Genomic DNA, 22,407 nt, shown 5'->3' with positions numbered 1-22,407 from the left:
TGAGCCTCCTATTTTCCTTTATAACTATTTTTCAATACGAAGAGATTCACTATTCCTAACACAACTACCCAAGCAAGTAACATACCGATGTTAGAAAAAGATATTTCTCCACCTTTTTTATTTAAAAGATTTGCAATAGGACCGATGAACGAGTAATCCAACACTTTTTGAACCGTATCATTTTGAAGAGCAATTATAGGTAAAAAAGAGACAATTAACATAGGAAAGATACTATAGACTTGCGCTTTAGACTGAGTATCTGATACCCCACCGATTAGAAGGTTGAGAAAAATAATACTAATCGTTGCTAGGATCAAATAAATAACATAGGCAAATAAGTAACCTGATACATCTACTTTAAGATAGATTGGGAGTAAAATCATTCCAAGCAACATAATCAACATAGGGATAACGAGCATACTAAGAGTATATTCTGTTGCTGTCACACCACTTAGAATGAGTGATTTAAGATTGCGCTTTTCCTTGTCTTCTGCCATCATAATCGATACCATAAAACCACTTCCCATACTCAAGACCATCGTCAAACTCATAGAGAGGAGAAACATAGTCAATTCTCCACTCTTGTTTAAGAATTCATTATACAGGATAGCAATACCAAAGGGCATCAATAGAGTCGCCAACAAAGTTGAATTACTAATAAGAACTTGTAATCTTAACCAAAGAAGGGCATTTAATTTTCTAAACATCTAACTTTTCTCCTGTCAATCTAATAAAGATTTCTTCTAAAGTCGGTTCACAAGAATGAACAGCTATTAGATTTGTCGTATTCAAATGAGGCAATTCTTCAAAAGGAATCACTTGATCGCGCCCATCTTGATAGCGTAAACGAACCTTTTTATCCTCATGGTATTTCTGGATAATCTCTTGTGGACTGCCATACTCAATCAAGTTTCCCTTATTTAAAAGAGAGAGTCGATCGCAAAGCAAGGTTGCTTCATTCATATCGTGGGTTGTTAAAAAGATCGTTGTACCAGCCTGCTTCAGTTCCTGTAAAAGAGCATGAATCGATTTTGAAGTGGTAGGATCAAGACCACTTGTTGGCTCATCTAGAAAGAGGATTTTGGGAGCATTTAGAAGAGCACGAGCCAAGAACATTCGCTGTTTCATACCTGTAGATAGTTTTTCCGCGATAAGATTTTTAGCATCTGATAACCCAACTTGATCAAGCACTGTATCTACTCTAGAAGCTTTAAGGCCATATAACTTAGCGTAAATGAGCAGATTTTTGTAAAGACTCATCTTTTCATAAAAACCACTGCTATCACTAACAATCCCGATTTGTTCCAAATCATTTGAAGTTAGAGCTTGAGAAGACTTCCCTAGGAGAACTGTCTCCCCCTGATCTGCAGCCAACTGACCCGTCAGAACATTGATCATAGTTGTTTTACCTGAGCCTGAAGGTCCTAGGAAGCCAAAAATTTCACCCTCTTGAATCTCAAAAGAAATCTGATTCAGAGCTTTCTTGCTTCCAAAACTTTTGCTTACATTTTCAACACGAATCATAGGAACTCCTTTTACTTAAAGTAACGTTTTGTTTTTCTTAATTGTGCAAGGTTGATATAAATATGAATAGCAACCGCTATAATTAAAGCAATCAACTGTACTTCACCTAACACCAGTGATAAAACTATCAAGAGAATATAGATAGCTGGCAAGATCGTCTGATTAATCTTGAACAAGGTTAAGTAAGCTTCTTCCATTTCTGCTTGTTTTTCTCCCTCATCATAAGTATCTAGGAATTCTAACATTTCCTTAGGGGTTGGCATGATAGAAAGTTTATAATTACGGATCAAGCTAGTCGTGTTGAAGCAATAGCTACCCACAAAAATTACAAGTATGGTTAAGAGAAAAGGAGATAAAGATAATCTAAACTCAGGAAACATAGCAACTAAGCTGAATAACATACTAATTAGCAAAGTACTGTTAGCCACTGTACCATAATCTAAGAAACGATACATCCTAATATAGTCCTGTTCACTTTGTTCATCATCTTCTTCTCTTTGGTAGTTATTGTAGGCTTTACGACTCATTCTGGTAAAATAAAGAGCTAAAATTGTTGAAATAATTCCAAGCCAGAAAAAGAAGGTATCTAAAACAAACAGTACTTGATCTTGAGAAATTCCTGAACGAAGATCAGCAAAGCCAGTACCGATCATTCCCAATAAAACACCTAACAGTATACTCCCCAACAGAATTAATAAATGTTTCTTTTTCATATTCATCCTCTTTCTAAACTAATCCAACCAACCACTGACCAAATGCTTTCCCTGATTCATAAATAGCTGTTAAGCCTTCTGTTCCAAGTGACACCAAAATCAAACAAACAGCAAGTAAGAGAATAGCTTGATTTCTAGCTTTTTTTGCTCCATCTCCCAAGGGTTCATTCCCAAGCCAACCCGCTAGATAGGCATAGAGAGTTACTGTTATAATCCCAATCTCCGTAGAAGAGAGAAACAACAAGACTGTCACCAAACGAACGATATTGGCTTGAATGTTAAAATAATTTCCTAAACCTGTACAAACACCAGCAAGTTCTTTGTGTTCAGTATCTACTTGAAAATCTGCTAAAAACTTTTTCATATTCATTCTCCTTTTTCACTTGCTAGATTTTTGGTTTTCTTTTCAATCCATTCAACTACTGGGATGAGAGCAAAGTAGGCCCAAACAAATTGGTCACTTTGATACGGATTAAACCAGCCTAGGTCCATCCCAATCAGTAGAAACACACTGACTAATAGAGCTATGGCAACTACATAATAGATCACTTTATACATGTTCATCACTCATCCTCTTCTAAGCGAAATACCGATTCAACTGGTTCATTAAATATCTGGGATATCTTCAGGGCGATTACAATGGACGGGGTGTATTCGTCCCGTTCTAGTAGACTAATGGTCTGTCGGGAAACCCCTGCTAGCTTGGCTAGTTCGGTTTGATTGAGACCATCGCGAGCCCGAAGCTCTTTTAAACGATTTTTCAGCATTCCTTTCTCCTTTACTCTTAACTTGCTTACATTGTAACACATCTTTTTCTTTTTGACAAGTATATTTGTCAAAAAGTTTATGATTGTTGTCATTTTGCAAAAGAAAAAGGTCAGGAATAAGATCCTGACCAGTTTTTCTACTATTAAAAGCCTAATCTTTCAAAAATTTCTGAGAAGTTTTGACTGATAGCATCAAGTGACACTTGCACTTCTTCTCGGGTTTGGTTGTTCTTAACCGTCACTTGTCCGCTTTCGACTTCACTTTCACCTAGGGTGATGAGAGTCTTAGCCGCAAAGATATCGGCTGACTTGAACTGAGCTTTGAGTTTACGGTTAAGGTAATCACGCTCTGCTTTGAATCCTTGTTGGCGAAGGGCTTGTACCAACTCCAAGGCCTTGACATTTGCTCCTTCACCCAAGACTGCGATATAAACATCTAGGGCGTTTTCGATAGGGAGGGCCACACCTTGCTTTTCAAGGATGAGAAGCAGGCGCTCTACACCAAGGCCAAATCCAAAGCCAGCAGTTTCAGGACCACCAAAGTAAGCAACCAAGCCATCGTAGCGACCTCCTGCACAGACTGTCAATTCATTGCCCTCGATTTCAGTGATGAATTCAAAAATCGTGTGGTTGTAGTAGTCCAGACCACGCACCATATTGGTATCGATGATATAGTCTACATCCAGATTTTCCAACATCTGACGCACAGCATCAAAATGAGCTTGACTTTCTTCATCAAGGAAGTCCAAGATAGACGGCGCATTCTCTACTGCCACCTTGTCTTCTTTTTCCTTAGAGTCCAAGACACGGAGAGGATTTTCCTCCAAACGACGCTGGCTATCCTTAGACAAGGTCTCCTTGAGCGGTGTCAAATAGTCGATCAAGGCTTGACGATAGGCTGCACGGCTCTCAGGATTTCCGAGAGTGTTGAGGTGCAATTTGACACCTTGAATGCCAATCGCTTTCAAGAAGTGGGCTGCCATAGCAATCGTTTCTACATCGGTAGCTGGATTGCTCGAACCAAAGCACTCCACACCAATCTGGTGGAACTGACGCAAACGACCTGCCTGTGGACGCTCATAGCGGAACATAGGGCCCATGTAGTAGAACTTACTTGGCTTTTGAACTTCTGGGGCGAAGAGTTTATTTTCCACATACGAACGAACAACGGGCGCAGTTCCTTCTGGTCGGAGGGTGATATGGCGGTCACCCTTGTCGTAAAAATCGTACATTTCCTTGGTTACGATATCGGTCGTGTCCCCGACAGAGCGGCTGATGACCTCGTAGTGCTCAAAAATAGGCGTGCGCACTTCTGCGTAGTTATAACGCTTGAAAATTTCACGGGCAAAGCCCTCAACGTACTGCCATTTAGCAGACTCAGCAGGTAAAATATCCTGCGTTCCTTTTGGTTTTTGTAATTTCATAGGGAATCCTCTTTAAACTTAATAGTCTTATTTTACCATAAATAGAGGGATTAAAACAGTGAGAAAAAAAATTAGGATTCAAATATCATTTTTAAGATTAAGACTTGTCAGAAGGATAGCCAGCAAGGAAAGGACAACAAAAAAGATCCAAGTCAACTGCATATTCCATACGGCTACAAGTGAAAAACAGGCTGTACCAAGAGGTACTGATAAGGTAAACAATAAACCCAAAAAATTACTGGTACGAGCTAGAACATCTGGAGCTAGATTTTTCATGAGCATAGCACTAATCTTTGGTGAAACTTTACCAGACACATACAGAGTTAAAAAGAGGAATAGCAAACCAAGCACGACTTGATTGAATAAGTTAGCCAGACCAACTAGACTAACTCCTAATGTCGCCCACATCATCAATCTAGGCAAGGACTGCTTCCCAAAATAATCATTGCCCGTAAGGCTACTGATGATGATAGCTAATAAAACACAGACTTGCTCGATAAATAGTGCCTCTGTGTAAGAAAAATTCAAGAGAGAATGGCTCAAAAAGAAGATATTATAAATGCTTCCTAAAGCGCCACCCAAGGCATTGATAAGCAAGACAGCAAAGATCATAAAACCAAAGTTTTTCTGTCCACTTTTAAGAAAAACGAGACGTAAATTTCGGTAAATTGTTAGGAACTGCTCTTTGATAGAAAGCTTCTCATTTTTTAGGATTTCACCATCAGGAGATGAAATTGACAGGTTCAATTTGCTTCTTCCTAAAAAGAGAATAGCGGCTGATACTAGGAAAAAACAGGCATTGATTCCCGCAACGAGAGAAAAATTATTGACCGATAGACCTAAGAGCCAGACTCCAAAAGCTTGACCACCAATAGCTGAAATATAGGTGATAAACTGGGAAAAAGAATAAGCCTCCATCAGATCATTTTCAGCCACTTTTTCCTTAATAAGAGGCATGCGCAAACCACCTGCAAAATCACTAATCACATCACTGATCACATTGATCAAACACAAGCTAGAAAAGGCAAAGAGACTGGCTTGACCAAGCACCAGAGCTGCCAGAAAAAAGAGAAGAGCCTGAAACAAACCGCTGTAAGTCATCCATTTGATCTTGTCCCTCGTGTAATCTGCCCGAATCCCTACAAAAACTGTGAAGAGAGTTGGAAGAATCATCACAATATTTGCTACAGCAACTGAAAAAGAGGCTTGTGGCAAGGTCGATGCATAGACAATAAATACCAAGTTAAAAATAGAAGCACCAAAAGCATTGAAGAATCGTGATAAAGTCAAAATTCTATAAGCTGGATTTCTAAACAATAGTTTCATAGATAATCTCCCTTCTTGTTCGAATACTCAATGAAAATCAAAGAGCAAACTATGAAGCTAGCCGCAGGTTGCTCAAAACAGTGTTTTGAGGTTGCATATGGAAGCTGACGTGGTTTGAAGAGATTTTCGAAGAGTATAAGTTCTATATGAAGTATGACTATAGTATAGCACTTAGAAATTTGAGATGGAGAACTTTTGAATATATGCAACACACAAAATAAGAAAAAACGATAGAACTTTTGTAATGACCTGAGAGAGGGCAAGAGTTCTATCGCTTCAAATTTCAAATTTTTTTCTTGGTTTGCAGATATTCAACAATCGGTCGTTTTTCTATAGTATTCGGCAGATTTGTTACAGCCAAGCATCTCAAAAATACGGACAGCATCTTCCATCTTTTTCTGACCTTCCTTGACTCTGCCTTGCTTGTTATCAAGGAGACCTTCCGCCCACAAATAGACAATTCGAAAATAGGTCTCGTTTTCCTTGTAAAAATGCTCTTCGATAACACGTTTAAAATAACAGGCATTGGTAAATTCTTCACACTCAATACTGGCTAAAAAACCATTCAATAGCATGGTGTGAAAAAGATTTCGGTTTCCAGACATTTCCATTAAAAAATCAGATTTCCGTACCATCTCTCGTACATACCTAGTAAAAAGAGAAACAGATAAAAATGGAGAACTGATTGAGAACAAATTGAGTTCATACATCCCCCAAATCTCGGTAGAAAACAGGTAATCATGAAGGATTTTCCCTTCCTCTGCTGTTAACTCTATCGTTTCATCCATGCTCTTCATATACGACTTGATAATAATAGCATTTAGAATATGTTTCTGTTTGTTTTGAGAATCGGCATGCTTTTGATACTCCTTGCGATACAAGTCCTCTAGAGGTGCTATGTTCTTTGGATCCAAGATATCTGTGATTTCTTTTCTCAACTCAGAATCTGTATCATACTGAAAACCTCTAGCCAGAAAGAGGATTTCCTCCACACTCGCAGATATATTTTCTAAGGCAAATAGAAACTTTTCCACCGAAAGCTCACTCTGACCAGTTTCAAATCGGGACAACATAGAAGCCGAAAATTGTCCCCCAGTTGCTTGTCTTAATGAAATATTTCTTGACTCTCGTAATTGTCTAAAGACTGTTCCAATCTGCTCCATAGACTTCCCCTTGATTCCGTATTTTCTTCATTTTATCATATTTTTCAGAAAATTCATCAAAAACTTGCTAAATTGTCAGAATTATGAGAAAATAGAGGATATTTATCACGTGGAGGGACTGTTATGAGAGACGATATCAAAATCAATGACCGCGCTTTGGCCTTGCAAGACCAAATTATCGAAAAACTAGAAAAGGTTTTTGATACAGATGTGGAATTGGATGTGTACAATCTAGGGCTGATTTATGAAATCAATCTGGATGAAACAGGTCTCTGTAAGATTGTCATGACCTTTACCGACACTGCCTGCGATTGCGCCGAAAGCCTACCTATCGAAATCGTGGCAGGTCTGAAACAAGTCGAGGGTATCGAAGATGTCAAGGTTGAAGTCACCTGGTCGCCTGCTTGGAAGATTACACGAATCAGTCGCTACGGCCGTATCGCCCTTGGACTGCCACCTCGTTAATACTCTTCAAAAATCTCTTCAAACCACGTCAGCTTTATCTCCAACCTCAAAGCTGTGCTTTGAGCAACCTGCGCCTAGCTTTCTAGTTTGCTCTTTGATTTTTATTGAGTATAAGCAGGCAAATCACTTTTGAAGATGAAAATAAGCAAGCCGAGATTGGCTTGCTTTTTAAGTTTATTTTTTACCTGACTTGTCCATATTCCAGAAGTCTGTCACAGCTCCGCGTGAAGCAGATGATACGATGTGGGCATATTTACCGAGGACACCACGGCTGTAAAGTGGTGGCAAGGTTGTTTCTGCCTTGCGTTTTTCAAGTTCTTCTTCAGATACGGCCATGGAAATTTCTTTGGTATCTTGGTCAACCGTAACGATATCTCCTGTACGGAGGTAGGCAATCGGTCCACCATCCTGAGCTTCAGGAGCGATATGTCCGACAACCAGACCATAAGTACCACCAGAGAAGCGTCCATCTGTCAAGAGGGCAACCTTGTCTCCTTGACCTTTACCAACGATCATGGATGAAAGGGACAGCATCTCAGGCATACCTGGACCACCCTTAGGTCCAACGAAACGAACAACGACAACATCGCCATCAACGATTTCATCTGTCAGAACTGCCTGGATAGCATCTTCTTCTGAGTCAAAGACCTTAGCTGGTCCAACGTGACGACGAACTTTAACACCTGATACTTTGGCAACCGCACCATCAGGAGCGAGGTTCCCGTTCAAGATGATAAGCGGACCATCTGCACGTTTTGGATTTTCCAGTGGCATGATAACTTTTTGACCTGGTGTGAGGTCTGCAAAGTCAGCCAAGTTTTCAGCGACGGTCTTACCAGTACATGTGATGCGGTCGCCATGAAGGAATCCATTTGCCAACAAGTACTTCATAACCGCAGGTACACCACCGACTTCGTAGAGGTCTTGGAAGACATACTGACCAGAAGGTTTCAAGTCAGCCAAGTGAGGCACACGTTCTTGGATCGTATTGAAGTCCTCAAGTGACAAGTCAACATTAGCCGCATGGGCAATAGCAAGCAAGTGAAGAGTGGCATTTGTAGAACCACCGAGAGCCATGGTTACAGTGATGGCATCTTCAAAAGCTTCGCGAGTCAAGATGTCTGATGGTTTGAGACCAAGCTCCAGCATCTTAACAACAGCACGTCCTGCTGCTTCGATATCTTCTTTCTTGTCAGCTGATTCAGCTGGGTGAGAGGATGATCCTGGCAAACTCATACCGAGAACTTCGATAGCAGTCGCCATGGTGTTAGCTGTATACATACCACCACAGCCACCAGGGCCCGGACAGGCATTACATTCAAGACGTTTCACGTCCTCAGCTGTCATGTCACCGTGGTTCCATTTTCCGATACCCTCAAAGACAGAAACCAAGTCAATGTCTTTGCCATCAAGATTACCCGGTGCAATAGTCCCACCATAGGCGAAAATAGCCGGGATATCCATATTAGCAATAGCAATCATAGAACCAGGCATGTTCTTGTCACAACCACCGATAGCAACGAAAGCATCGACGTTATGACCACCCATAGCAGCTTCGATAGAATCCGCAATAATATCACGAGATGTTAGAGAGAAGCGCATACCAGGCGTTCCCATGGCAATCCCGTCCGCTACGGTAATGGTACCAAACTGAACAGGCCAAGCACCTGCTGATTTGACACCTTCTTTCGCCAATTTCCCAAAATCATGCAAGTGAATGTTACATGGTGTATTTTCCGCCCAAGTCGAAATCACTCCCACAATCGGTGTTTCAAAGTCCTTATCTGTCATACCAGTAGCACGCAGCATAGCACGGTTTGGTGATTTAACCATGCTGTCATAAATGCTACTGCGGTGACGTTTATCTAATTCAGTCATCTTATCCCTCCCGTTTCAGTTTTTACTATTATAGCACAATTTTCGCATGAAGAACAGAATAAAATTCTTGAATTTTCAGAAAATTCCGATCAACAACTTCTAATTTTTTCATCTTTTTTTGTCAAGTAACTTTACTTTACAAAAAAAATGTGTTATCCTAGTATGGTTGATGAAAATCACTAGATTGAATCGAATTTAAATACCTAAAGGAGAAATCAAAATGGCAGTACCTGCACGTCGCACTTCAAAAGCGAAGAAAAACAAACGTCGTACACACTACAAAGTAACAGCTCCATCTGTAAACTTTGACGAAACTACTGGGGATTACTCACGTTCTCACCGTGTATCACTTAAAGGATACTACAAAGGACGTAAAATCGCTAAAGCTGCATCAGCTGAATAATAGAAGGGAGATACCATGCGCGTAAATATTACACTTGAACACAAAGAATCTGGTGAACGCTTGTACCTTACTTCTAAAAACAAACGTAACACTCCAGACCGTCTTCAATTGAAGAAATACTCACCAAAACTTCGCAAGCACGTTGTGTTTACAGAAGTTAAGTAAGCATACCTAACTCAAAACGCCTTACTGGGCGTTTTTTGCTTGATTGGCGAGCAATCTTTAGCTTTTCAGGAGAGATTTATGGCGTTTTATCTTTGGATGTTTCCTCTACTTTTTATCTTTCACGATATGGAAGAAATTATCGGTCTTGTCCCTTGGATTCATTTCAACGAAACCTTACTGACTCAAAAGGCTCCAACTATTCTCAAGATCCATAAAGAAATGACAACAGAGGGATTTGCCCTTGCTGTTTTTGAGGAATTCATCCTTGTCTTAACCATCACTTTATTAGCGTATTTTACTCAATCTAGAGCGCTCGAATTAGTTTGGTTAGGAGGATTTGTAGCCTTTACGTTTCATCTCTTGCTCCATATCGGGCAAGCAATATTTCTTGGTAAGTATATCCCTGCTCTGATTACTTCTATCCTTTGTTTTCCTATCAGTGCTTATTTGATTACAGACATTGTACATTTGTGGCGAGTTTCGACCAGCGAATTTTTCCTATATTCACTGGTCGGTTCAGGCATCGTCGTCATCAATCTCCTCTTTGCTCTCTGGCTTGGGAGAAAGTATTCCACCTGGCTTGTTCACAAAAACGAATAAAATCCCCTGCAAATCTACATTGCAGAGGATTTATTTTTATTCTTGTACTTCTTTCTGCGCAGCCTTTCCTTGGTCTAGAAGGGCTTGGACGATTTTCTCATCGCGGAGTTTAACAGAGTCGTTGATCATTTCTGCAGATTTGACGATGGTTGTTTCTAGTTGAGCACGTTTCTGGCGTCCCAACTCAATGGCAGCAACGATACCTTGGTTTTGAGCAACTAGACTTTCAGCAAGTTTGGTAACCGATTCAACAGCTACTGTTGGACTTTGGGCAATTCGTTCCATCTGCGGAATCACTTCCTTGCTGGTTTCAGCTAGCATCTGAAGAGCAGCATTGTTCGCATTGACAATGGCATCTGCCACGACACCTGATTTCATCGATTGTTGCAAAATACCAAGTTGGGCAATCGAAAGCTTCATGGTTGGAATGGTATTGCGACGAAGCATGCCCAATTTTTGACGCATGTCCGATGAAACTTTGACGAGATTACGCATCTGTGGAGTCGTTGTCCAAGCTACGTAAAGGCGGCTAACATACTCTGTATGTTGTTGTTCCAGTGTATTGACCACTTCAGCCATACGAGCTAATTCTTGGGACTTGATTTGATATTCTACCGTTGTTGCATCTAATTGATCAACTTGAGCCTTCAATTCTGCAGCGCGATTCCCAGCTTCTGCCTGACTGGCTTCGATAAAGGAAATTACTCCCACTAGATTTTCAATGGATTTGGTATTGTCCTCAATCAGCATTTCAGCAGAAACAATATTTCGAGCAAGCACATCTTCTTGCTTGACCACTGCTGCAGCCATACCATCTAGCTTTTGCTCAACTGTTTTTGAGTCAAAATAAAATTCTTGTAGACTATTTTGGCTCTTTTTAAACAATTTTTGCAAAAAGTTTGGCTTTTCTTCCAATTCTGCAATTTCAGCATTCTTGTACTTGGTTACAAAACCTTGCAATTCGCGGTTGGTATTTTTCAACAAATCATCCACCTGTGGAATTTGCAGTTTCTTTTGCTCGGTCAAGATACGGTTAACCGTACCATTGACATCTTCCACCGCTGATTGACCAAAGTCCAAGAGAGCATTTTGGTCTGTGACAAACTGATCTACTAACTGGGGCACGCGCGCCTTGATTCCCTCTTGCTGTTCAGGACTTAGCTTTTCAAGAAAGGTGATGGTCTGGACTGAACCTGTGTTTGTCCCGATGATTTCAGTGGTTTTGTCCACTTTAGCCACCGTATTATTAGCAATCTGATCAATATCAAAATTAAATTCTGTCATGGTTACTCCTTTGTGTCTACCCTATTCTTTGCGATCTTTGCCCAAGATACGCAGGCTAATATCAAAATCGCGCATATCTGTTTCATTGAGTTCTCTCAAAACTTGGTCCAGCTCAAGGTCAAATTGTTCAATGGCTACTCTAGCTTGTTCCAAGCGTTCCTCAGATCGATTATAGTTCTTAGGATTCGCCTTAATCTTTAAATAACCCTCTAAAACGGTCTGAAATTTCTCCATCTTTAAGTTATGGATGGCTGCCAATTCTTCCTTGTCTCCAAAATCAGAAGCCTCGATTTTATTTATGATTTCCTGATGGTCACGCGCAATATTGGCAAGCGTCTGAGCCAATTCTGGCGCCACTTCCTCGGGCTCCATATTCTCAATATCTATCTGACTATCTCTTTCCAGACGCTCTAGCTGAACATTGATAGTTGCCCTTACTGAGCGAACCTTCTTATCAATTCGACCATAAACAGAATCACCAATATAAGATTTAAACTGATTGGCTTCTTGATGAATCTCACTCAGTTCAAGCAACACCTGACTGGCTCGACTTTTATAGACCGCTGGTCCTTTTTCAGACAGGGTCTCCTCTAACTGCTGGATATCTTTGTCAGCTTGGCGAATCCGCGCTTTTAAAAGTTCAATCTGATCTTCTACTGAACGATTATTGCCCCTGCGTCGATAGAGTACATAAGCACCAATACCAATTAGACTACAGATTGCCAAGGGGACAGCGTACTCAGCCAAGAGTCCCAGTAGAATCAAACCTCCCCAGAAATAGAGGCAGCCTTTCAAAAATCCATTCCCTGATTTCATAAACATCCCTTATCTTCAATTTATAAATCTATTTTAGCACAAAAGCTGAAAATGAGGGCGGAAAAGTCGCCTAAAACAACTGATTTCTTTAGACCAGAGTCAGAAACATTCTCTCTGAGTAAAAATGATTCCTCAATTACCAACCAAACCCAGAAATCAACATTTTAAGACAAAGAAAAAAGCCCACTGTTGTAGGCTTTCTGTAAGATATTTCTTAAAATTAAAGCATTTTGTTGTAGAATTCAACGACAAGTGCTTCGTTGATTTCTGGGTTGATTTCGTCGCGTTCTGGCAAGCGAGTCAATGAACCTTCCAATTTTTCAGCGTCGAATGATACGAATGCTGGACGTCCAAGAGTTGCTTCAACAGCTTCAAGGATTGCTGGAACTTTCAATGATTTTTCACGAACTGAGATTACTTGACCTGGAGTTACGCGGTATGATGGGATATCAACGCGTTTTCCGTCAACAAGGATGTGACCGTGGTTTACGAATTGACGAGCTTGACGACGAGTAGTCGCAAGGCCAAGACGGTAAACAACGTTATCCAAACGACGTTCCAAAAGAAGCATGAAGTTGAAACCTAGGATTCCACCTTTGATTTTTGTAGCTTGTACGAACAAGTTACGGAATTGTTTTTCACCTACACCGTAAGTGAAGCGAAGTTTTTGTTTTTCAGTCAATTGCAAACCGTATTCTGACAATTTAGAACGGTTGTTTGGTCCGTGTTGTCCTGGTACGTAGTTACGACGTGCCAATTCTTTACCTGTACCTGTAAGTGAAAGGCCAAGGCGACGAGCTTGTTTCCAAGATGGTCCTGTATAACGTGACATGTGTATGTCCTCCTGATATAAATAATATTTCGGTGGAAATAGTCACTTAGAAAGCCCTGATTCGTGCAGATGCCCTTCGCCTAAACAGCCAAGGTTACTTGTCATAAGACACCTGTTGACGAGCTTCATGCTTTCCTGCTGCTATTTCACACAAAGGCTATTGTACCATGAAAAGCTAGATTTGTAAAGGGATTTTACAGCTTTATTTCAAATTGAGGCTGAATGTAAACTTGCTTCCTAAGCCATATTGACTTTCTGCTGTGATTTCGCCACCAAGCTGATGGGCTAATTCTCGTGCAATCGCAAGTCCTAAGCCATGTCCACCTGTCTTCATATTGCGCGAAGTTTCTACACGATAAAGTCGTTTAAAGATCTTTTCCAAATCCTCAGGATGAATCCCCTGACCCTCGTCTTTCACACTGATTGTCAGCTCTTGTTCTGTTAATTGGGCAAGAACCTCGATTCTGGTTCCTGGTTCTGAATATTTAAAGGCATTGTTTAACAAATTGACCAGAATGCGAGAAAGTTTGTCAGAATGGCTCTTGATTTTCGCTGACTCAGGTGATACTTGAATGTAAACATCCCGCTCCTCTTGTTCAATCTGGAGTTGAAATTCACTCATTGACTCAATCAGCAATTGATCTAAAAAGACCTCTTCGACTTCTTCATCAGCAGTTTCTTGAGGTTGTGTGTTAAGAGTCAAAACATCCAATTCCTCCACTAGCTTGTTTAGACGCTCAGTTTGCCGGCCAATCGTGGCTAAGTAGTGGAGCCGCTCCTCTTCCTTAATCACTCCATCTAGAATTCCCTCCACAGTAACCTGAATGGAGGTAATGGGAGTTTTAATATCGTGAGAGAGCTGCGCAATCATCATTCTCTTTTCTTGCTCGCTCTCATCAAGTGATTGAAAGGTGGCTTGCAAATTGTGGGACATGTCATTAAAAGCCTGACCCAGCTCTTGAAATTCTAATGGTCCTTTGGTTTCGATTTCTGTGCTGAAATCCTTGCTTGCTATATCCTGAGCTTGTTTTTTCAAATGTTTCAGAGAAGAAAAAACAGGCGACAGAAGAAAGATACTCACTGCAGCGCCAATGAAACTAGCAATCAAGGTCATTCCAACTAGAAAGTAAACTTCACTTTTCTCGATCAACATTCGTTGGACTGCCCAGAAAACGACCAAAATCGTTAGTAGAGTCGACACTAGATACCCCACTAGAATATAGTTTTTTAATTTCATTTTCTACCTCTTGGTTTTTCCATCTTATAGCCCAAACCCCAGACAGTTTTGATAGCAGGAGCATTTGAATTTGTATACTTGGTCAACTCTTGCCTCAAAGCATGGATATGAACATTGAGTGTATTGGTGTCATCCACATAGTCCTCTTGCCATACCTTCTCGTAAAGTTCCGTCTTTGAAAAGACTCTCTCAGGATTGCTGGCTAATACCCATAGAAGTTCAAAGGATTTTACTGTCAATTCCAAAGGTTGCTCCCCAATGCGAACCTCATGAGTCACATGGTTGATCACTAAGTCACCAAACTCGATCTGTTCTGTCTCTCCTCCACGGCTAAGGCGACGCAAGATATTATTCACTCTTAAAACCAATTCGCGTGGGCTAAAGGGTTTGACTATAAAATCATCTGCCCCCAAACTTAATCCATAAATCTTATCCTGTTCGCTTGTCTTAGCAGTTGTAAAGAGGAAGGGTTGATCCGGAGCGATATACTGAACTTCGCTGATAAAATCATAACCGTCCATATTGGGCATCATGATATCTGTGATAATGAGGTCGATAGATTTTTTTCTGAAAAGTTCTAATCCCTCCTTACCATCATGGGCGACCAAAACATCGTAACCTGCCTGTATAAGATAGCGGTTTTGAATATCTAGAATATCTATCTCATCATCAACCAGCAAAATTGTCTTTTTCATCTGACACTCCTTCGATAAAAACAGTGTTATACTTGCTTTAGTATAACACTATTTTCCCTAATGTTTAAATGATTTGAATCTTAATCTTCTCGTTTGGTTGTCAAACCCAAAAGTCCAACAAGACCTGCCAAGGCTAGACCAAAGATACCAAGGCCAGCTGTAGCCGTTTTAGCTTCCCCAGTATTTGGTAGCATCGCTTTATCATCTTTTTTCATCATATTAGCCATTGGGCTAGAAGCTGGTTGATCGACCTTCATATCTGACATATGGTGATTTGTACCCATCATACCCTCAGTCGTACCTGTAGAGCCTGTTTCAGAAGGCTTCGTATTCATCTGACCTTGTTGAGATGGTATTGTCGCCATTTCTTTTCCACGAAGCTGAATCGTTACTTGACGAGTAGCAATCAGATTGGTCAAATCAGGTTTGCCGTCTTTAGCGCCATAGACTTTAATAGTAGCTAGATATGTATGGGTTCCGTTAGCTCGAAGTTGCTCAAGCAAGGCCTGACCATCTTTGCCAACCGTATTGCCATTCAAATCCACTTCGTAGAAATATTGACCTTTAGCCAAGCCTTCAAGCGGCAATAGGGCAGGATTTTTAGCTGTTCCGTTGTCTGACCATGGGGCTTTGTCTGAAGCTTTTAACAAGAGGCGAGTCAACATACCATCTCCACCAAAAGCTTCGTATGGAATAACTTGGTTGACACCGGCCAAGAATGGACCTGGAACATTTGCTTTTTCAAGGTAGCTAGCTGGAACATCAATCATGTCTTTTACATTGTTAACAACAGAGTCTTTAACCTGATTTGGTGTGGTCAAACCATTCAAATTAACAGTCAAATCTTTAGTCGCTACCAGATTAGTTAAGTCAGGCTTGCCGTCTTTTGCACCGTACACCTTGATAGTAGCTTTATAGCTTTGCGTACCATTTTGTTTCAAGAGGTCAAGCAGCTCTTTGTCAGATTTGCCTTGGGTGCCTGCCAAGTCTACTTCGTAGAAGTAAAGGCCTTTGCCCAATTTCTCTACTGGTGGGAGAGCAGGATTTTTAGCTGAACCGTTGTCTGACCATGGAGCTTTGTCGGAAGCTTTTAACAAGAGGCGAGTCAACATACCATCACCAGCGAAGAATTCGTATGGAATGACTTGATTGACACCAGCTGTAAATGGTCCTGGGAAATTGGCTTTGTCAAGGTAGCTAGCTGGGACATCTACTGTGTCTTTGGTGTTGTCAGCCACACCTTTTTGCACTTCAGCTGGAGTGGTCGCTGGTTGCGCTTCACTAGCTTCACGGTCTTGTCCAGAAACTGTAGGCACAGGACTTTCCACAGGTTTAACTGCATCTTCTGTTTGTTTCTTAGAGTCAGGTTGTGCTTGCACTTCTTCTTTTGGTGCTAGTGCAGGCTCTTTAGCAGTTGCGTCCACTTTTTCTGAAGAGCTTGTCGTATCCACACTTGCTTTAGGTGTTGGAATAGACTGTTCTGAAGGAAGAGCTACATCGACTGCTTTTTTGAGAACCTCTGCTGGTAAGTCGCTCTTTTCACTCACCGAAGCAGCGTCTGGCACGACTTGGGCAGGAGTCGGATTGACGACATCAGCACGTGCAGAACTTGGTTGACCAACTAGGACAAAGAAGCCACTAGCTACAACAACTGAAGCAACACCGACACTGAGACGGCGAATTGACCAACGAGTATATCTCTGATTTGGATTGAATTTCATAGGATTCTCCTTAGAGTTTTCTTTTTTTGATGACTCTAGTATAATCTCCTAAAATTAAAAAGGATTAAGAAAAAGTTAAAATTTTTCTTAAATCCCTCTTATAAAATACTTATATTGACTCGTTAATTATCAGAAAAGAGAGTAGCCCTTCCTCTCCTACTCACTCAGTTCAGCTAGGGTGTCCAAATGTTGGTTATTAATGACGGCCATGATGTAGGCATCTGCCTGCAAGAGGTCATTGGGTCCGAATTGGACATCCAGAGGAGCATTTTCGTAGGCACGAAAGCCAAGTACGTTGAGGTTGTATCGCCCACGTAGATCTAACTGACTGAGGCCCTTACCTACCCATGATTGGGGGATTTTCATCTCGACAATCGATACATTCTTGTCCAGCTGAAAGACGTCTACGCTGTTATGAAAGAGGATGGTCTGTGCCAATGAGCGCCCCATTTCAAACTCTGGTGAGATAACTGCGTCTGCCCCAATTTTTTCTAGAACTTTTTTAGCAGTATGACTTTTGACCTTGGCAATAACAGTCGGCACTCCTAGACTCTTGCAGTGCATAACCGCAAGAACACTGGACTCCAGATTTTCCCCCGTTGCGACAACTACGGTATCGCAGGTGTCAATCCCAGCTGATAGAAGGAGTTCTTCATCCGTGATATCTCCAACTACTCCACGCGTCAGCACAGGTTCAAATTGATTAATGCGTTCCTCGTGGTCATCAATAGCAATGATATTCATGTCATGCTTGGCTAGGGCAGCCAAAACACTGCTCCCAAAAATTCCCAAGCCTAAAATTCCAATTGTCCGATCTGACATCGTTCTTCCTTTCTTACCCAATGGTGATATCTGCTTTCATATAGTGAATCGTATCTTTCTTGTCTGGCTGGTATTCCGCTACACTGACCAGTAGTGTCAAGGGGCCAATACGGCCGATAAACATCAATAACATAACGATGCTGAGGGCTATCTTACCTAGCTCTGGTGTTAAATTCGCCGTCACCCCAACTGTCGCAAGGGCTGAAATGGTCTCAAACATGAGGTAGATAAAGCGCAGATTTCCCTCTGCTGTTATCCCTAGTAGGATCAAGCCCAGCAAGAATGTTAGCAAGAAGATAATAAAGACACTGAAAGATTTTTGCACGGTTCGGGGTTCAATGGTCCTCCGAGCCACATTGGCATGAGGCAAGCCCAATAGTTCGCTACGAGCAAAGACCAATAAGACAAAGAAGGTCGTAATCTTGAGCCCCCCTGCTGTCCCTCCAGGCGCCCCGCCCAGAAACATCTGCAAGATGTAGATCAGCAAGGTAACTGGTCGAGCCTGGGTGTAGTCAATAGAGGCAAAACCTGCCGTTCTCATGCTGACGGTTTGGAAGAAACTAACCAGCAGTTTCTCTGGAGCGCTGAGATTTCCAATCGTTCCAGGATTATTCCACTCGATTAAGAGAGTCGATACTGTTCCAAAGAGTAAAATTCCCGCCGTTAAAAAGAGAATCAGCTTGGTATGGAAACGCAGACGGCGTTTTTTCTTTTTCCCAAACTGGGTCGCTAGGTCAAACCAGACCATAAATCCTAGACCACCAGTGATAATCAAACCTGCAATCACTAGATTGATCAAGGGGTCCGTTTGAAAAGCTAGCAAACTCGTACTTCCAAAATTATCAAATCCAGCATTACAGAAAGCTGAAACAGCCAAAAAGATAGAGGTTAAAACCCCTCGTCCCCAGCCAAATTCAGGAATAAAGCGGAAACTCAAGAGAAAGGCACCGATCCCTTCCACCAGAAAAGTCGTCAGAAAGATCGAACGGATGAAATCCTTTAGAGACTGAGTTTCTCCATAACCAAAACTTTCTTGAATGGTCTCCCGACCACGAAGACTGAGCTTTTGCTTGCCTTGGATATAAAAGATTCCAATAAAGGTCATGAGCCCCAAACCACCAATCTGGATCAAGAGCATACAAATCAACTGGCCCCAGATATTGTAAGTAGAGGCCACCGGCTGGGTGAAGAGCCCTGTCACACAGACCATGGACACCGTTGTAAAGAGATGATCAAAGTAGGTCGCTTGTGACGTTGTTGCTTGAACAAAGGGGAGGCTTAAAAGGAGCGAGCCCAGTAAGATAACTAAGGCAAAACTTAAAAAGATGCGACGAGCTGGCGATAACCGAGACAACGTCGTCTTGATTTTTTCCAAAAAAGATTTGAATAACATAGCTACATTCTACCATAAAAACAGTCAGAACACTCACATGTGGTGCACAATGGCAAGACAGAGTTCGAGTGCCTTATCAAAAGCTTCAGAGCCCCAGTCACGACTGTCGTAGTTGTCCAGATCTGCCAGGGAATCTGCGGTAAAGAGCAATTCCCCCCAGACAACACCACGTAGTTGGGCAACTGCCGCAAGAGCAGAGCACTCCATCTCCACAACAGCGCAGCCTTCTTCCTTGCGATAGGCAACCTTTTCAGCAGTCTCTCGGTAAAAACCATCTGTCGTCCAGGTCATGACTTCCTCATAAGGAATACCTCTTTGTTCCAAGACTTGCTCAATGGCAGAGATAGCCTCAATCTGCATCTCCATATAACGAGAAGGCGCTACATAGTGGTAGCTGGTCCCCTCATCTCGCAAAGCACGAACAGGGACGAGAAAGGCATTCTCCTCTATATCGGCTAGAACGCCACAGGTTCCAGTGGAAATAATTTGCTCCACACCATAGCCAATCAACCAATCCATAAACTGGGCCGCTGGGGCTGAGCCTACGGGCGCCTGGGCCAGACAAATCTCCTCGCCCTTGTAGTTGAGGACGTAGACTGGATAAGTCTTGGTGGCCGAAACGAACTCACCAACACAATCCGCCCCTACTTCCTGGGCATAGCGGTCAATCTCCTCCTCCAAAAACGCATAGATACACTTCTTTGGCAACTTCAAATCTAACCCCTCATGTGTTGGCATAAGGACCGCTTGGGGATTGTCATCAAACTCCAAAATGGGAATTCCATGCTTCTGAATCATAACCCACCTCCTGTAATTTTGTACTATTGTATCAAAAACTGACGGAGTGTCAAGGAGTTATCTTTACATTTCCTCTAGTAACAACACAAAAACCTCCCTTCTCTTTCGAGAAAGGAGATTCTTTTTTATCCTCGTCCTCCAGGGGCTGGACCGTCAGGACCACCATTTCCTTGAGGACCTCCATTTGGTCCACCGCCTCCAGGCATAGAGTTGACGATTTCCGTTTGTTTTTCACCGTTGAGATAGATATCTCCACCTGTGTAGGTCGCAGTTCCATCAAAGTCAAAACCTGTCTGACCAGTCATTTTAATGGTTCCGCCTGTGACTGTGATATTGCCGTTTGAGTCGATTGGGTCTGTGTCCCCTTGGCCGACTTCTACTGTCAGGTTCCCACCATTCATGGTGAAGAAGATTTCACTCTGTTGGGCGTTTTTATTAGCTGCATTGACTCCATCATCTGTCGAATAGATGCTAATGTCCCCACCGTTGATAGTGATTGACTTACCTTCAAGTCCTTCTGTCGAATTCTTGACGTTGTAGGTACCACTATCGATAACGAGGTCTCCAGAAGCGTGGATGCCATCATCTCCTGCTGTGACGGTGATGTCGTTGTTGGATAGGTACATGGTCCCGACTGAAGTATCCTCGTCATTGTCCACCTTGACTCCATCTTCTTTGGCATCGATAGTCATGGTCGTACCAGTGATGTTAAGTTCATCATTGACATTAAAGGCATCGCCAACTGCTGTGATATTATAGGTACCGCCCGTGATATGGAGGGTGTCATTGGCCTTGATACCATTGTTTTTCTTGCCATCTACATTGAGAGTACCTTTCCCGTTGATGGTCAAATCCACCTTAGAAAAGAGAGCCGCATCTGCCTTATCATCACTATTTGAAGCTGAATCTGAGAGGCTATTAGTCGTGCCGTCTACTAGAGTCAGGTAGACATGACCAGCTGATGTCACAGAAATTGCTGCATTGGTATTGGTCATGGTCGCACCTTTTAGGACTAGATGAACATCTGCCGACTTATCTGCCTCGACCTTGATCTGCACTCCGTCAGACTTCCCTGAAATCACATAGGTTCCAGATTTTGTGATGGTCACTGTTGATTCAGAGACTGTCACCCCATCTCCAGAGACGTTTGCTGATGAGCCAGATAACTCAATCTTAGAAGCTGTGCTTTCATCATAAGAAGTATCATAGTCCTTCTCTGTAAAATAGGAAGATTGGTTTGTCTTTGTTGAAGTTTTTGTTGCACTATTTGTCGTTGCCTTGGTAGTGGATGTAGTTGTTGACTGGGAACATGCTGCCATCAGTACCATTGCCGTTAAACTCGTTACGAGTAGGGTCCATTTTTTTGATTTCATACCTTTTTCCTCTCCTTCGTATGATATAGCTAGACAGTCTACAGAAGATTCCTGAAACAAAACTAAAACTTTTCTGAAAGTTTCCTTAAATTTAGTTTGGATTAGATTTCGCCTAGTAATTTTTTAGAAAGGACTGCTAAAAACAATTTTTGAACTCTAGACTACCTTTAATAGATTTTTAAAACCAACATCCCCCAGTGCGATGTCTCCTTGACCAAGAAAGCCAAAAAGAAGAAAAATTTATAAGACTAAAACTCATAAAAAGAACAGCCCAAGCTGTTCTTTTTAGTTTTCTTTTACTGGTATTTCCTTGATGACACGCGCAGGATTCCCACCTAAGACGACATTGTCTCCAAAGGACTTGGTAATCACGGCCCCTGCTCCAGCGACGACATTATTTCCCAGTGTCACTCCGGGAAGGACAATGACGCCACCTCCAGCCCAGAAATTATCTCCAATGGTGATGGGCTTGCCGTATTCGACCCCTGAATTGCGTTCATCCGGATCCAGTGGATGGAGTGGGGTTAAAAACTGACAGTTGGGGCCAAGCATAGCGTTGTTCCCAATGCGAATCGGACAAACATCCAGCATAGTCAAGTTCCAATTAGAATAAAAATTTTCCCCTAGATGGATATTAACACCATAATCCACCACCAGGCGTGGATTGACATAGAGATTTTTCCCAGTTGAACCAAACCAACTTTTGATAATCTCCGCCCCTTTCAAGGGATCTAACTCCTGGTTGAAGTCTGACTGCTTCTGACGTGCTGTCTGAGCCAAGGCTCGCAACTCAGGATCAAACGGATGATAGGGTTCTCCTGCTATCATTTTCTGGTATTCACTGGTCATCTTATCACCTCACACTTACTTTGACGCCATCATATCAAAAAGGCTTTGAAAGGTCAAGAATAGCCTGCTTTCTATACTCTCAAAACCAAGCCCTCTCCCAAGTCAAAACAACTTGCTTGACAAAAGCTTGACTTTATGATTTAATATACCCCATAAGGG

25 protein-coding genes are annotated in these 22,407 nt (G+C 41.9%); 4 read left to right on the top strand and 21 right to left on the bottom strand.

Annotation, left to right across the window (positions count from 1 at the left end; genetic code table 11):
- Positions 1-8: 8 nt before the first annotated feature.
- The 9 genes from D8802_RS08670 to D8802_RS08630 all read right to left on the bottom strand — a co-directional run bounded on the left by D8802_RS08670 (position 9) and on the right by D8802_RS08630 (position 6,917).
- Positions 9-707: an ABC transporter permease gene (locus tag D8802_RS08670; RefSeq protein ID WP_125395545.1), complete on the bottom strand. Its 699-nt coding sequence runs from the start codon at positions 705-707 to the stop codon at positions 9-11.
- Positions 700-1,524: an ABC transporter ATP-binding protein gene (locus tag D8802_RS08665; RefSeq protein WP_125395544.1), complete on the bottom strand. Its 825-nt coding sequence runs from the start codon at positions 1,522-1,524 to the stop codon at positions 700-702. Before D8802_RS08665 ends, D8802_RS08670 begins: the two co-directional genes overlap by 8 nt.
- A gap of 11 nt (positions 1,525-1,535) precedes the next feature.
- Entirely contained in the window at positions 1,536-2,237 is a 702-nt protein-coding gene (locus tag D8802_RS08660; RefSeq protein WP_125395543.1) for a DUF3169 family protein, read from the bottom strand.
- Between the two features lie 13 nt (positions 2,238-2,250).
- On the bottom strand, positions 2,251-2,601 hold the full coding sequence (locus D8802_RS08655; RefSeq protein WP_125395542.1) for a PspC domain-containing protein: 351 nt from the start codon (positions 2,599-2,601) through the stop codon (positions 2,251-2,253).
- Between the two features lie 2 nt (positions 2,602-2,603).
- Positions 2,604-2,801, bottom strand: coding sequence for a hypothetical protein (locus D8802_RS08650; protein WP_125395541.1), 198 nt, complete (start codon positions 2,799-2,801; stop codon positions 2,604-2,606).
- The gene (locus tag D8802_RS08645) at positions 2,801-3,004 is read right to left on the bottom strand and encodes a helix-turn-helix transcriptional regulator (RefSeq protein ID WP_125395540.1); all 204 of its coding nucleotides are present in this window, start codon (positions 3,002-3,004) and stop codon (positions 2,801-2,803) included. The genes D8802_RS08650 and D8802_RS08645 overlap by 1 nt, the downstream gene beginning before the upstream one ends.
- A 143-nt stretch (positions 3,005-3,147) precedes the next feature.
- Complete coding sequence (gene hisS / locus D8802_RS08640) at positions 3,148-4,428, bottom strand: histidine--tRNA ligase (protein WP_125395539.1); 1,281 nt, start codon at positions 4,426-4,428, stop codon at positions 3,148-3,150.
- Positions 4,429-4,506: 78 nt separating this feature from the next.
- Positions 4,507-5,754, bottom strand: coding sequence for an MFS transporter (locus tag D8802_RS08635; RefSeq protein ID WP_125395538.1), 1,248 nt, complete (start codon positions 5,752-5,754; stop codon positions 4,507-4,509).
- A 311-nt stretch (positions 5,755-6,065) separates the two neighbouring features.
- A complete protein-coding gene (locus tag D8802_RS08630; RefSeq protein WP_125395537.1) occupies positions 6,066-6,917 on the bottom strand; it encodes a helix-turn-helix domain-containing protein in 852 nt (283 codons plus the stop codon).
- 123 nt (positions 6,918-7,040) lie between these two features.
- Here D8802_RS08630 and D8802_RS08620 point away from each other — a divergent pair, with 123 nt between their 5' ends.
- A complete protein-coding gene (locus tag D8802_RS08620; RefSeq protein WP_125395536.1) occupies positions 7,041-7,382 on the top strand; it encodes a metal-sulfur cluster assembly factor in 342 nt (113 codons plus the stop codon).
- A gap of 174 nt (positions 7,383-7,556) precedes the next feature.
- Here D8802_RS08620 and ilvD read toward each other — a convergent pair whose 3' ends face one another.
- Positions 7,557-9,260 (bottom strand): dihydroxy-acid dehydratase, encoded by a 1,704-nt coding sequence (gene ilvD / locus D8802_RS08615; RefSeq protein WP_000137343.1) that lies wholly within the window; start codon positions 9,258-9,260, stop codon positions 7,557-7,559.
- A 220-nt stretch (positions 9,261-9,480) separates the two neighbouring features.
- On the opposite strand from ilvD, the gene rpmF reads away from it, so the two are divergent.
- The 3 genes from rpmF (at position 9,481) to D8802_RS08600 (ending at position 10,428) form a co-directional block, all read left to right on the top strand.
- Positions 9,481-9,663: a 50S ribosomal protein L32 gene (rpmF, locus tag D8802_RS08610; protein ID WP_000290417.1), complete on the top strand. Its 183-nt coding sequence runs from the start codon at positions 9,481-9,483 to the stop codon at positions 9,661-9,663.
- Between the two features lie 15 nt (positions 9,664-9,678).
- Positions 9,679-9,828, top strand: a complete 150-nt coding sequence (gene rpmG / locus D8802_RS08605; protein ID WP_001265622.1) for a 50S ribosomal protein L33 — start codon at positions 9,679-9,681, stop codon at positions 9,826-9,828.
- A 78-nt stretch (positions 9,829-9,906) separates the two neighbouring features.
- A complete protein-coding gene (locus tag D8802_RS08600) occupies positions 9,907-10,428 on the top strand; it encodes an HXXEE domain-containing protein (protein WP_125395535.1) in 522 nt (173 codons plus the stop codon).
- Between the two features lie 36 nt (positions 10,429-10,464).
- Here the strand turns inward: D8802_RS08600 and D8802_RS08595 are convergent, their stop codons facing one another.
- The 11 genes from D8802_RS08595 to D8802_RS08545 all read right to left on the bottom strand — a co-directional run bounded on the left by D8802_RS08595 (position 10,465) and on the right by D8802_RS08545 (position 22,248).
- A complete protein-coding gene (locus D8802_RS08595; RefSeq protein ID WP_125395534.1) occupies positions 10,465-11,712 on the bottom strand; it encodes a toxic anion resistance protein in 1,248 nt (415 codons plus the stop codon).
- A 21-nt stretch (positions 11,713-11,733) separates the two neighbouring features.
- The gene (locus D8802_RS08590; protein ID WP_125395533.1) at positions 11,734-12,528 is read right to left on the bottom strand and encodes a hypothetical protein; all 795 of its coding nucleotides are present in this window, start codon (positions 12,526-12,528) and stop codon (positions 11,734-11,736) included.
- A gap of 220 nt (positions 12,529-12,748) precedes the next feature.
- A complete protein-coding gene (rpsD, locus tag D8802_RS08585) occupies positions 12,749-13,360 on the bottom strand; it encodes a 30S ribosomal protein S4 (protein ID WP_125395532.1) in 612 nt (203 codons plus the stop codon).
- 202 nt (positions 13,361-13,562) lie between these two features.
- The gene (locus D8802_RS08580; protein WP_125395531.1) at positions 13,563-14,597 is read right to left on the bottom strand and encodes a sensor histidine kinase; all 1,035 of its coding nucleotides are present in this window, start codon (positions 14,595-14,597) and stop codon (positions 13,563-13,565) included.
- Positions 14,594-15,292, bottom strand: a complete 699-nt coding sequence (locus tag D8802_RS08575; RefSeq protein WP_045594563.1) for a response regulator transcription factor — start codon at positions 15,290-15,292, stop codon at positions 14,594-14,596. Before D8802_RS08575 ends, D8802_RS08580 begins: the two co-directional genes overlap by 4 nt.
- Before the next feature lie 80 nt (positions 15,293-15,372).
- A complete protein-coding gene (locus D8802_RS08570) occupies positions 15,373-17,013 on the bottom strand; it encodes an SSURE domain-containing protein (RefSeq protein WP_125395530.1) in 1,641 nt (546 codons plus the stop codon).
- A gap of 156 nt (positions 17,014-17,169) precedes the next feature.
- Positions 17,170-17,835: a potassium channel family protein gene (locus D8802_RS08565; protein ID WP_125395529.1), complete on the bottom strand. Its 666-nt coding sequence runs from the start codon at positions 17,833-17,835 to the stop codon at positions 17,170-17,172.
- A gap of 13 nt (positions 17,836-17,848) precedes the next feature.
- The gene (locus tag D8802_RS08560; protein ID WP_125395528.1) at positions 17,849-19,228 is read right to left on the bottom strand and encodes a TrkH family potassium uptake protein; all 1,380 of its coding nucleotides are present in this window, start codon (positions 19,226-19,228) and stop codon (positions 17,849-17,851) included.
- Between the two features lie 33 nt (positions 19,229-19,261).
- A complete protein-coding gene (locus D8802_RS08555) occupies positions 19,262-20,026 on the bottom strand; it encodes a nucleoside phosphorylase (RefSeq protein ID WP_125395527.1) in 765 nt (254 codons plus the stop codon).
- Between the two features lie 125 nt (positions 20,027-20,151).
- Positions 20,152-21,399, bottom strand: coding sequence for a carbohydrate-binding domain-containing protein (locus D8802_RS08550; protein WP_125395526.1), 1,248 nt, complete (start codon positions 21,397-21,399; stop codon positions 20,152-20,154).
- 285 nt (positions 21,400-21,684) lie between these two features.
- Positions 21,685-22,248 carry a sugar O-acetyltransferase gene (locus D8802_RS08545; protein ID WP_125395525.1) on the bottom strand — a complete coding sequence of 188 codons (564 nt, stop codon included), beginning with the start codon at positions 22,246-22,248 and terminating at the stop codon, positions 21,685-21,687.
- Positions 22,249-22,407 lie beyond the last annotated feature (159 nt).

This window comes from Streptococcus oralis, assembly GCF_003943395.1.
GTDB classification, from domain to species: Bacteria; Bacillota; Bacilli; order Lactobacillales; family Streptococcaceae; genus Streptococcus; species Streptococcus oralis_BF.
This window is presented reverse-complemented; position numbering and strand designations above follow the sequence as displayed.